The sequence below is a fragment of the Streptomyces thermovulgaris genome (assembly GCF_002155915.1).
GTDB classification, from domain to species: domain Bacteria; phylum Actinomycetota; class Actinomycetes; order Streptomycetales; family Streptomycetaceae; genus Streptomyces; species Streptomyces thermovulgaris.
This window is the reverse complement of sequence record NZ_MUME01000176.1, coordinates 1-11,332: the sequence shown is the minus strand read 5'-3', so window position 1 is coordinate 11,332 and position 11,332 is coordinate 1. Positions and strand designations below refer to the sequence as shown.

Below are 11,332 nucleotides of genomic sequence, written 5' to 3'. Positions count from 1 at the left end.
CCGCCGCACCCTTCCGCCGGCCGTCCCCGGACCGCCCCTCCTGCCGCCTCCCTTACCCCAACTTCCCAGCGGTTGCGGTGCGTTCCGACTGCCGATGAGCAACACGCCTGTACCGCACACCAGTTGGCCTTCCTGGCCTGTCCGCCAGGTGTCCGGCCTCCGTACGAGCCGCTCCGGCGGCGGTGGACGACGGCTGCTGCCCGCCGGATCCCCACGCCCGCACGACGGCCGCCCCGCCCTTTGTGATCCACTCCACAGCGCCCCCCTGTGGGGGAGCCGATCAGGCGTGGCACACTGGGCCTGTACCAGTAGCAGCGCACTCCGGGGTCGGTGAAACTCCGAACCGGCGGTTAAAGTCCGCGACCCGGTCGCTTTCCAGCGAACGGTTGACCAGGTGGAATTCCTGGACCGACGGTCAAAGTCCGGATGGGAGGCAGTGCGCGGCGAGCGGGCACGCACCTGTGCGTGGCGCCGTGTCCGGGTCCGCCCTTCGGGTGGCCCCGTCCGGTGTCGCCCCGTGTGCTCTCGTTCGCACAGTCTGTCGTCGGCGGCAGCCCCGGAGTCCGTGCCCGAAGAGGCAGGAGGACCCGGGAAGTGTTCACCGGAATCGTCGAAGAGCTGGGCGAGGTCACCGCCGTCGAGAACCTCGGCGACGCCGCCCGCTTCCGGCTCCGCGGCCCCGTCGTGACCCAGGGTGCGCGGCACGGCGACTCCATCGCCGTGAACGGGGTCTGTCTCACCGTCGTCGAGCACGAGGGCGACGAGTTCACCGCCGACGTCATGGCGGAGACCCTCAAGCGCTCCAGCCTCGGGGCCCTCGCCGTCGGCTCCCGTGTCAATCTCGAACGCCCCACCGCGGTGGGCGCCCGCCTGGGCGGGCACATCGTGCAGGGACACGTCGACGGCACCGGCACGATCCTGGAGCGCACCCCCTCCGAGCACTGGGAGATCGTGAAGATCTCGCTCCCGGCGGACCTCGCGCGCTATGTCGTCGAGAAGGGCTCCATCGCCGTCGACGGCATCAGCCTCACCGTCGTCGAGGCCGGCGACGAGCACTTCACCGTCAGCCTCATCCCCACCACCCTGGAGCTGACCACGCTGGGCCTCAAGCAGCCCGGTGACCCGGTCAACCTCGAGGTGGACGTCGTCGCCAAGTACGTCGAACGGCTGCTCGGCGACCGGGTCCGGGGGGATGCACGGTGAACTGGCTCAACTCCGAGGCCTTCACCGTCCTCGGCCAGCACATCAAGTGGTCGGACATGATCGGCAACGTCATCGGCCTGATCGCCCTGGCGTTGGGCTGGCGGCGCTCCCTGTGGACCTGGCCCACCCAGTTCCTCTCGGGTCTGATCCTCTTCACCGCGTTCGCCACCGCCCATCTGTCCGGCAGCGCCGGCAAGCAGATCATCGTCATGGCCGTCGCCGTCTACGGCTGGTGGCAGTGGAACCGCGGCAGGAACCGGGCGGAGGACGGCCACGTCGCCGTACGGTTCGCCACCTGGCGCGAACGGGCCGTCCTGCTCGGCGCCGCCGCCGGCGGCACCGTCGCCGTCGCCGGTCTCTTCCACGCCTACCCGTCGCTGTCCTGGGACCCCTGGCCCGACGCCTACATCTTCGTCGGCACCCTCATCGCCATGTACGCCCAGGCACGCGGCATGGTCGAGTTCTGGTTCGCCTGGCTGCTCGTCGACGTCGTCGGCGTCCCGCTCAACTTCGCCAACGGCTTCGCCTTCTCCGGCCTCGTCTACATCGTCTACGGCGCACTCGTCCTGTGGGGCATGCGCGACTGGTGGCTGCGCACCCGCGAGAAGGCGCAGCCGGTCCTGGAAGGAGCGCCCGCATGACCGCGGCACCCGTCCTCTGCGGCACGGACAACGCCGAGGACTTCTCCCTCGACCCGATCGAGCAGGCGATCGCCGACATGGCGGCCGGCCGGCCGGTCGTGGTCGTCGACGACGAGGACCGCGAGAACGAGGGCGACCTCGTGATCGCCGCCGAGAAGGTGACCCCCGAGATCGTCGCCTTCATGATGAGCGAGTGCCGCGGACTGATCTGCGCCCCCATGGAGGGCGAGGAGCTGGACCGGCTCGAACTGCCGCAGATGGTGGAGGAGAACACCGAGTCGATGAAGACCGCGTTCACGGTCTCCGTCGACGCCTCCGCCGAGCACGGCGTCACCACCGGCATCTCCGCCGCCGACCGCGCCACCACCCTCCGGCTGCTGGCGAGCGGCACCGCCGGGCCCGCCGACTTCGTCCGCCCCGGCCATGTCTTCCCGCTGCGCGCCCGCCCCGGCGGGGTGCTCGTCCGCAACGGGCACACCGAGGCCGCCGTGGACCTCGCCCGGCTCGCGGGACTGCGCCCGGCCGGAGCGATCGTGGAGATCGCCGGCGAGGACGGCCGGATGCTCCGCCTGCCCGAGCTGATCGTCTTCGCCCGCAAGCACGGCCTGACGATCATCTCCATCGAGGACCTGATCGCCTACCGCCGCTCCCGGGAGCTCCCGGCCTCCGCCCCGCTCCCGGCCGCACCGCCGAAGCAGGAGCAGCCCCGCGGGGCGGAGGGATCCCCGCACGAGCCCGTCGTCCGCCGCGAGGCCGAGGTCCACCTGCCCACCACGCACGGCACCTTCACGGCGTACGGCTACCGCTCCGCCGTCGACGGCGTCGAGCACGTCGCCCTCGTCCACGGCGAGATCGGCGAGGGCGAGGACGTCCTGGTCCGGGTCCACTCCGAATGCCTGACCGGGGACGTCTTCGCCTCCCAGCGCTGCGACTGCGGCCCCCAGCTGGACGCCTCCCTGCGGCGCATCCAGGACGAGGGCAGGGGAGTGGTGGTCTATCTGCGCGGCCACGAGGGACGCGGCATCGGGCTGATGTCCAAGCTCCGCGCCTACGAGCTCCAGGAACGCGGCCGGGACACCCTCGACGCCAACCTCGAACTCGGCCTGCCCGCCGACGCCCGCGACTACGGCGCCGGCGCACGGATCCTGCGGGACCTCGGTGTCAGGAGCGTCCGCCTGATGACCAACAACCCCGACAAGACCGAGGCCCTGCTCCGGCACGGCCTGAAGGTCACCCGGCGGGAGCCGATGCCCGTCCAGGCCGGTGAGCACAACCTCCGCTATCTGCGGACCAAGCGGGACCGGATGGGCCACGATCTGCCGTGGCTGGACACCACCGCCGTGTCCACCTGCGGCAACCAGTAAGCACACGAACACCGAGGAGACACGTGAGCGGCAAGGGTGCACCGGAACTGGCCATCCGCGACGTCGGGGACCTCAGGGTCGCCGTCATCGCGGCGCAGTGGCACGAGCAGGTGATGGACGGGCTGGTGGACGGCGCCCTGCGCGCCCTGCACGAACTGGGGATCGACGAGCCGACCCTGCTCCGTGTCCCCGGCAGCTTCGAGCTTCCCGTGGTGGCCAAGGTGCTGGCCGGCCGCGGCTACGACGCGATCGTCGCCCTCGGCGTCGTCATCCGCGGCGGCACCCCCCACTTCGACTATGTGTGCCAGGGGGTCACCCAGGGCCTCACCCAGGTGGCGGTCGAGACCGGTGTGCCCGTCGGCTTCGGCGTCCTCACCTGCGACACCGAGGAGCAGGCCCTGGACCGGGCGGGCCTCGAGGGCTCCAGCGAGGACAAGGGCTACGAGGCGGTCACCGCGGCGGTGGCGACCGCGGCCACGCTCCGCTCGGTATCCGAACCATGGCGGTGAGCCGCCGCCCGGAGCGCGTAGGGTGGGGATCACCATGTCCAAGAAGACGTTCGAGGAGCTCTTCGCCGAGCTTCAGCACAAGGCCGCCCACGGTGACCCCGCCACCTCCCGCACCGCCGAACTCGTCGGCAAGGGAGTCCATGCCATCGGCAAGAAGGTCGTCGAGGAGGCCGCCGAGGTCTGGATGGCAGCCGAGTACGAGAGCAAGGAGGCGGCCGCCGAGGAGATCTCGCAGCTGCTGTACCACGTTCAGGTGATGATGGTCGCCCGCGGCATCTCCCTGGACGACGTCTACGCTCGTCTCTGAGCACCGGCCTCACACTCTTTCCCGCACACTTTTCCCTGCACAATTCAGCACGAAGCACCGAGACGAACGAAGGAAGCCGACCTCATGCTGCGCATCGCCGTCCCCAACAAGGGTTCACTCGCCGGCCCTGCGGCGGAGATGCTGCATGAGGCCGGCTACCGGCAGCGGCGCGAGTCCAAGGAGCTGCGGATCGTCGACCCGGTCAACGAGGTCGAGTTCTTCTACCTCCGCCCGCGCGACATCGCGATCTACGTCGCCACCGGCCGTCTCGACATCGGTATCACCGGCCGTGACCTGCTCGTCGACTCCGGAGCGGGCGCCGAGGAGATCCTGCCGCTCGGCTTCGCCCGCTCCACCTTCCGCTACGCGGCCAAGCCCGGCACCGTCGGCGACATCACCGATCTCAACGGCAAGACGGTCGCCACGTCCTACGAGGGCATCGTCGCCAAGCACCTCGCCGACGCCGGCATCGACGCCTCCGTCGTCCACCTGGACGGCGCCGTCGAGACCGCCATCGAACTCGGCGTCGCCGAGGTCATCGCGGACGTCGTCGAGACCGGGACCTCGCTGCGCAACGCCGGACTGGAGGTCGTCGGCGAACCGATCATGAAGTCGGAGGCGGTCGTCGTCCGCCGCACCGGCGCGGACGCCGAGGAGCCCGAGGTGCAGCGGTTCCTGCGCCGCCTCCAGGGCGTCCTGGTGGCCCGGACGTACGTGATGATGGACTACGACTGCCGGGTCGAGCAGCTGGAGAAGGCCGTCGCGCTCACCCCGGGCCTGGAGTCCCCGACCGTCTCCCCGCTGCACAACGAGGGCTGGGTCGCCGTACGCGCCATGGTCCCGGCCGACGAGGCCCAGCGGGTCATGGACGACCTGTACGCGATCGGCGCCCGCGCCATCCTGACCACGGCCATCCACGCCTGCCGTCTCTGACGGGCAAAGGAGGCCCGCGGGGCCGGAAGGAAGAGGCCCACAAGGCGGAAAAAGAGAAGAAGAGGCGCAAGGGGCGGAAGAGGGCGAAAGTGATGAAAGGCGCACATGGCGATGTCTGATCTGTCCGACGACCTGCCCGACCTGCCCGTCACCTTCCGGCCGGGCCGCACCCGGGCCGTCCTGCTCACCGCCGCGGCCGCCCTGTTCACGGCGATCTCGACCGTCTCCCTGCTGCTGGAGCGGATCGGCCCCGCCGAGCGCCTCAGCTTCGTCCTCACCGGGGCCCTGCTCGCCGGGGTCCCGGTCCTGCTCGCCCGGCCGAAGGCGGTCGCCGACGACTCCGGTCTCACCGTCGTCAACATCATCAGCCGGCGCCGGCTGGACTGGGCGGAGATCCTGCGGGTGAACCTGCGCCCCGGCGACCCCTGGGTGTTCCTGGACCTCAGCGACGGCACCGTCCTGCCCGTGCTCGCCATCCAGCCGGGCATCGCCAGGCAGCGGGCCCTCGCCGACGCACGCACCCTGCGCGCGCTCGTCGAGGCCCGGTCCGCCCCGGACCCCGAGCGGTCCGAGGGGGAGCCCCGGGGCTGAGAGGGAAAGCCCCGGGCCGGACCGGACGAGCCGGACCGGAAGACGTCCGCTCTGATGCGGGAAGCGCTGTCTTGAATATTCTGTTGGGCGGAGGCGACGTCCACCGTGCCTCCGCCCCTGAGCTCCGCCCGGTGCCAGGGGCTCCTGCTACCCGAGGAGTGACTCCCTCCGGCAATGGACGGATCGTCCTGCAGTACCTGCGCCGCCCCCTGCCGACATAGCGCCCACCGCCCGACCGCGGTGCGCGGACACACGGAGGCGGCGGCATCGTGATCATCCCCCTGCTGCTCCTGACAGCGGCATTCCTGCTGATCCTGGCCAATGGTTTCTTCGTCGCGGCCGAGTTCGGTCTGGTGACCGTCGAACGCCCGGACGTCGAGAAGGCCGCCTCCGAAGGCGATCCACGGGCCCGCAGGGTCGTCGCATGTCTCAAGGAGCTGTCGTTCCAGCTCTCCGGCACCCAGCTCGGCATCACCCTCACCTCCCTGGTGGTCGGCATGCTCGCCGAACCGTCGCTGGCCCGGCTGCTGCACGGGCCGTTCACGGCGGCCGGCATACCCGAGGGAGCCGTCCCCGGAGCCGCCGTGGCCGTCGGTGTGCTGCTGGCCTCGGCGGTCCAGATGGTGATCGGCGAGCTCGTGCCCAAGAACTGGGCGGTCTCCCGCCCCCTGCAGGTCGCGCGCTTCGTGGCCGGCCCGCAGTACGTCTTCTCCCGTCTGTTCCGCCCGGTGATCGCCGCGCTGAACGCGATCGCCAACCGGCTGGTGCGCGCCCTGGGCGTCGAGCCCACCGAGGAACTGGCCTCCGCCCGCACCCCCGACGAGCTGGTCTCGCTGGCCCGCCACTCGGCCCGGGCCGGCGCCCTCGAACCGGACACCGCGGACCTCTTCGTGCGCACCCTGTCCCTGGGCGAACTGACCGCACAGCACGTCATGACCCCCCGTGTGAGGGTCAGCGCCCTGCAGGCCTCGGCGACCGCCGAGGACGTGGTCAACCTGACCCGCGCCACCGGCCTGTCCCGCTTCCCCGTCCACCGCGGGAGGATCGACGAGATCGTCGGCATGGTCCACCTCAAGGACGCCCTCGCGGTGCCGGCGCACGAACGGCTGCGCACCCCCGTGAGCCGCATCGCCCGCCCGGCGCTGCTGGTCCCCGAGACCCTGCCGGTGCGGCTCCTGCTCACCCGGCTGCGCAGCGAGCAGCCCATCGCCGTCGTGGTCGACGAGTACGGCGGCACGGCGGGCGTCGTCACCCTGGAGGACATCGTCGAGGAGCTCGTCGGCGAGGTCCGTGACGAGCACGACGCCACGGACGTGCCCGAACTCGCCCCCGCCCCGCCGGAGGACGGCCGGCCCGCCTGGGACGTCGACGGCGGCTGCCGTGTCGACCTGCTCGAGCGCATCGGCCTGGACGTGCCCGAAGGGCCGTACGAGACCGTCGCGGGCCTGGTCGCCGACCTGCTCGGCCGCATCCCGGCCCCCGGCGACCAGGCGGAGCTGCCCGGCTGGAGGCTGGTCGTGCACCGGGTCGGGCACTATCGCGCGGAGCGGGTGCGGCTGATCCGCACCGCCCCCGCGGCGGGCACGGACGCGGCCGTGGCGGAGGCCGCCCGATGAGCGCGCTCCAACTGGTTCTCGCCGCACTGCTGGTCCTCGGCAACGGCTTCTTCGTCGGCGCCGAGTTCGCCCTGGTCTCCGTCCGCCGCAGCCAGATCGAACCGCTGGGCACCGCACGGGCCCGCCAGGTGCTGCACGGCCTGGAGCGGCTGCCGCAGATGATGGCCGCCGCCCAGTTCGGCATCACCGTCTGCTCGCTGACCCTGGGCGCCGTCGCCGAACCGACGGTGGCCCGTCTGCTGGAGCCGGTGTTCACCTGGCTGCACCTGCCCCACGGACTGGTCCATCCGCTCGGCTTCGTCGTCGCCCTCGTGGCCGTGGTCTTCCTCCATCTCGTCATCGGCGAGATGGTGCCGAAGAACCTCGCCCTGGCCGCGCCGGAGAGGACCGCGCTGTGGCTCGGCCCCGGCCTGGTCGCCTTCGCCCGGCTGTGCGGGCCGGTCACGGCCGTGCTCGGCGCCTGCGCCGAGTGGGTGCTGCGCCTGTTCCGCGTCGAGCCCAAGGACGAGCTCGAGGCCGCCTTCAACCGGGCGCAGCTCAACCGGCTGGTGGAGGACTCCCGCCAGGCGGGGCTGCTGGACCCCGAGGAGCAGGAGCGCCTGGAGGACGCGCTGGAGCTGGGCTCCCGCCCGGTGACCGACGTCCTGCTGGAACGTGCCTCGCTGGTGACGGTCGGCCCGTCGGTCACCCCCGGCGAGGTCGTCGAGCTCACCGCCCGCACCGGCTACTCCCGCTTCCCGGTCGTCGACGGCGACGGCGCCTTCCTGGGCTACCTCCACGTCAAGGACGTGCTGGACCTGGAGGACTTCGACCGGCCCGTGCCCCGGCGGACCTGGCGCCCGATGACCACCCTGCGTGCCGAGCTGCCGCTCGACGACGCACTGACGGTCATGCGCCGGGCGGCCACCCATCTGGCCCAGGTGGCGGACGCCTCCGGCAGGGTGCTGGGCCTGGTCGCCCTGGAGGACGTCCTGGAACTCCTGGTGGGCGAGGTGCGGGACCCCGCGCACCGGGTGACGGCGCAGACGCCTCCGGCCGGACCGGAGAAGACGCCGCCGGCCGGGCCGGAGAAGAGCGGGGAGCCGGAGGAGGCGCTGGCGCCGTAGCGTCCGGCCGTGTCCGGCCGCCGGTTCCGGCCGGGGCGCCACGCCCCGCCGGAGCCGGCGGGGGCACCCGGAGCGACGGGACCGGCGGCCGTCACAACGCCGACGGGTCCTGCGGACCCCGGCCCGACAGAACCTCCCCGTACGCCTGCATCAGATCCGGCAGCCGCAGCGTCGCCAGGTCCTCCCGGGACAGCTTCCCCGGGTACGCCGACAGCCGCAGGTCCCGGTAGGCACAGCTCTTCTCGTACAGCGTCCGCAGGAACCGCCCGTTCCCGAGTTCGTCGATCCATCCCTGCTCGACCACGTGCTCGGCGATCGAGCGCAGTTCCTCCAGGGCCTCCTCGTCCCACAGATCGCCGTTCTCCGCGGCGAGCACCTTGCCGATCTCGGTGAGCTCCGAGGGCCGGTACGAGGGGAAGTCCACCCGGGTCGTGAAACGGGACGACAGCCCGGGGTTGGCGGCGAGCAGCCGGTCCATGCCCTCGGGATAGCCGGCGAGTATCACCACCAGCTGATCGCGGTTGTCCTCGGCCCGCTTGAGCAGCACCTGCAACGCCTCGTCGCCGTAGGCGTCCCCCTTGCCGTAGCCGGAGTTGGACAGCGAGTACGCCTCGTCGACGAAGAGGACGCCCCCGAGGGCGGAGTCGATGAGCTCATTGGCCTTGACGGCGGTCTGCCCCAGGTACTCGCCGACCAGGTCGGCCCGCTGGGCCTCCACCAGATGGTCGCCGCCGAGCAGCCCCAGCGCGTAGAACACGCGACCGAGGATGCGGGCGACGGTGGTCTTCCCGGTGCCGGAGGGACCGGAGAAGACGAAGTGACGCTTGGGCGGCTGCACGGGCAACCCCTGCTCGGCCCGCAGCCGTGCCATGTTCAACTGTGCGGACAGGGCCTTGACCTGGCGTTTCACCGGCTCCAGCCCCACCATGCGCTCGAGTTCGGCGAGCGCCTCCTCGAGCAGCGCGGGATCGGCCGGCCCCGGCGGCGGCGCCCCTCCGCCCCCCGCGGTCCGCCGGCGCACCGCCGGACCGGCCGCCGGCGGCAGACCGGAACCGGACGGCTTCGGATCGCGCCCCTCCGTGCCGAAGAGCGGGTCCAGCGTGTCCGGGCCGTCCACCGTGTCCGGCCCGGCATCGGTCAGCGTGACCGCGGAGAGCCCGGACGCGTCGTCGTAGCCGTCGCTCTCGGCGATCGCCGCCAGCCGCGCCGAGGTGTCCATGAAGGCCGGGTCGACCCGGTGCACCGCCCGGTACAGCGGGAGCGCGGCGGCGCTGCGCCCGGTGCCCTCGTGCGCCCGTGCCAGCCAGTACCGCAGCTCCTTGCGCTGCGGCTGCTCGCTGCGGCAGCGCATCAGCGCGGCCGTGAGCAGCGGCTCGGCCTGCCCGTACATCTCCAGCCGGACCCGGGCCATGCCGCCGAACAGCCCGGCCTCGATGCCGAGCAGAGGGTCGTCGAGCAGCGGGTCGGTGTGCCGGATCAGCTGCTCCCAGTCCTTGACGAGATAGGCGCGGCAGGCGTGCAGAAAGCGGACCTGGGGGTCGGTGTCCACCGGGGGCAGGCAGGCCAGCGCCCGGTCCAGCTCGGGGACATGGCGGCCGTCCAGCCAGTGCGAGGCGTGCGCGAGCAGCAGATCACGGGGCTTCTCCAGCACGGGCTGCACCCACCAGCCCAGCCAGTACCAGGAGTTGAGGGTGCGGCGGTGCCGGGCGCGCTGCTCGCCGAAACGGTCCCGGTGCCGGAACATCCGCAGCAGCGCGGTCGTCGTGTCCACCCGCAGGGCGTGCAGCCCGAGCCAGGCGTCGGCCATTCCGGGGTCCAGCCGTACCGCGGTGCGGAACTCCTCCTCCGCCTGCGCATAGGCGCCCATGGTGTAGGCGTCCACGCCTCGCAGCCACGCGAGGTCGGCCGGGGCGTCGGGGCCCTGTGCGCCGAAGTCCATCACGTCCCCCACAAACCGTGCCCCCAAGGGTCGCCCGCCCGGCATCCACCGGACGGCCTCCTGTGGTCGAACTGCTGTACCGCGGACCGGAGTTGCCGTGTGCTGAGCGGCCGTCCTAGGTCGCACCGAGGGCATCGTACCCGTGGGGCCGCCGCGCGCCGAAGAGTGCCGTACGGGCCGTTCGACGAGGTGGGGCGGACCGGGTGCACCGCATGCGGTGACCGAGGGTGATCACATGGCGCCGGACGGCGTCCGGAAAACAGCCGGAGGGCAGAACGAAGCCCCCGATCACGGGGGAACAACCGGGGGCTTCGTGTCCGTCGGCGGCCGTCGACGGCCGCACAGTGAGAACGTAAGTCCTGTACGGCCCCTGGGTCAAGCGGAGTTGAGACAGTCGGGGAAGTTCACGCGCGACGATCTTCACAGGTTCGGCACAATGACGCCGAACCGTCACCGCCGGTGACGGGCTGGTCCGGTCCAACGGTCCCGGCAGGTCCCGGAAGCACCTCGTACCCCTGTGCCGACTGCCGCACCAGAAGGTCGGCGAAGGGACGCGAGGGGTCCTCGGCGAAGTGCCGGCGCTCGGCCTCGACCCATCCGGACCAGAACTCCCTCTGCTCCTCCCCGTCCCGGGACCGCCCCCGCGCCCAGGCCTCCTCGCACGGCAGGTCCATCCACAGCAGCCGCGCCAGACGCGGGCGCAGCACCCGCCGTCCCGCCCCCACGCCCTCGACGAGGACCACCGGCGCCGGCGGCAGCGGGCGCGGCGGTCCGAACCGCCGTGCCCGCCAGTCGTAGGGGCGGTAGTGCGCCGTCGCCCCGCGCCGCAGCGGCTCGACGACCTCGCGCAGCAGCCGCCCGTCCCACGAGAACAGCTCCTGATGACTGGCGATGTCGTCCAGGTGCAGCACGGGTGCGTCCCCGAGGGCCGCCGCCAGCTTCCCGGCGAACGTGGTCTTCCCGGATCCGGCGTGCCCGTCGATCCCGACGAGCCGCACGGTCCCGCAGGACGGCGGCAGACGGCGCAGACGGTCGGCGAGAGCGTGAACGGCCATTCCCGGAACATAGCCGGACCAGCAGGAGACCCCAAAGGAGCGATGCGCCGCGGGGCGCTTTGGCGGCG

General features: G+C 72.0%; 11 protein-coding genes and 1 riboswitch. Of the genes, 9 read left to right on the top strand and 2 right to left on the bottom strand.

The window, feature by feature from the left end; translation table 11 throughout:
- Positions 1-312: 312 nt before the first annotated feature.
- A riboswitch (FMN riboswitch) is annotated at positions 313-444 on the top strand.
- Between the two features lie 150 nt (positions 445-594).
- The 9 genes from CCN35_RS15650 to CCN35_RS15610 all read left to right on the top strand — a co-directional run bounded on the left by CCN35_RS15650 (position 595) and on the right by CCN35_RS15610 (position 8,270).
- Positions 595-1,203 (top strand): riboflavin synthase, encoded by a 609-nt coding sequence (locus tag CCN35_RS15650; RefSeq protein ID WP_067397688.1) that lies wholly within the window; start codon positions 595-597, stop codon positions 1,201-1,203.
- On the top strand, positions 1,200-1,844 hold the full coding sequence (locus CCN35_RS15645; RefSeq protein ID WP_067397687.1) for a nicotinamide mononucleotide transporter family protein: 645 nt from the start codon (positions 1,200-1,202) through the stop codon (positions 1,842-1,844). The genes CCN35_RS15650 and CCN35_RS15645 overlap by 4 nt, the downstream gene beginning before the upstream one ends.
- Positions 1,841-3,208, top strand: a complete 1,368-nt coding sequence (locus CCN35_RS15640; RefSeq protein WP_067397686.1) for a bifunctional 3,4-dihydroxy-2-butanone-4-phosphate synthase/GTP cyclohydrolase II — start codon at positions 1,841-1,843, stop codon at positions 3,206-3,208. Before CCN35_RS15645 ends, CCN35_RS15640 begins: the two co-directional genes overlap by 4 nt.
- Positions 3,209-3,231: 23 nt before the next feature.
- Positions 3,232-3,717, top strand: coding sequence for a 6,7-dimethyl-8-ribityllumazine synthase (gene ribH / locus CCN35_RS15635; protein ID WP_067397685.1), 486 nt, complete (start codon positions 3,232-3,234; stop codon positions 3,715-3,717).
- 34 nt (positions 3,718-3,751) lie between these two features.
- The gene (locus tag CCN35_RS15630; RefSeq protein ID WP_067397723.1) at positions 3,752-4,024 is read left to right on the top strand and encodes a phosphoribosyl-ATP diphosphatase; all 273 of its coding nucleotides are present in this window, start codon (positions 3,752-3,754) and stop codon (positions 4,022-4,024) included.
- 84 nt (positions 4,025-4,108) lie between these two features.
- Positions 4,109-4,957, top strand: a complete 849-nt coding sequence (gene hisG, locus CCN35_RS15625; RefSeq protein ID WP_067397684.1) for an ATP phosphoribosyltransferase — start codon at positions 4,109-4,111, stop codon at positions 4,955-4,957.
- Positions 4,958-5,068: 111 nt separating this feature from the next.
- The gene (locus CCN35_RS15620; RefSeq protein WP_067397722.1) at positions 5,069-5,548 is read left to right on the top strand and encodes a PH domain-containing protein; all 480 of its coding nucleotides are present in this window, start codon (positions 5,069-5,071) and stop codon (positions 5,546-5,548) included.
- 269 nt (positions 5,549-5,817) lie between these two features.
- Entirely contained in the window at positions 5,818-7,164 is a 1,347-nt protein-coding gene (locus CCN35_RS15615; protein WP_086793176.1) for a hemolysin family protein, read from the top strand.
- Positions 7,161-8,270, top strand: a complete 1,110-nt coding sequence (locus tag CCN35_RS15610) for a hemolysin family protein (protein WP_067397682.1) — start codon at positions 7,161-7,163, stop codon at positions 8,268-8,270. The genes CCN35_RS15615 and CCN35_RS15610 overlap by 4 nt, the downstream gene beginning before the upstream one ends.
- A gap of 91 nt (positions 8,271-8,361) precedes the next feature.
- Here CCN35_RS15610 and CCN35_RS15605 read toward each other — a convergent pair whose 3' ends face one another.
- Positions 8,362-10,209 (bottom strand): AAA family ATPase, encoded by a 1,848-nt coding sequence (locus CCN35_RS15605; protein ID WP_067397681.1) that lies wholly within the window; start codon positions 10,207-10,209, stop codon positions 8,362-8,364.
- 404 nt (positions 10,210-10,613) lie between these two features.
- Entirely contained in the window at positions 10,614-11,264 is a 651-nt protein-coding gene (locus CCN35_RS15600) for a uridine kinase family protein (RefSeq protein ID WP_086793173.1), read from the bottom strand.
- Positions 11,265-11,332 lie beyond the last annotated feature (68 nt).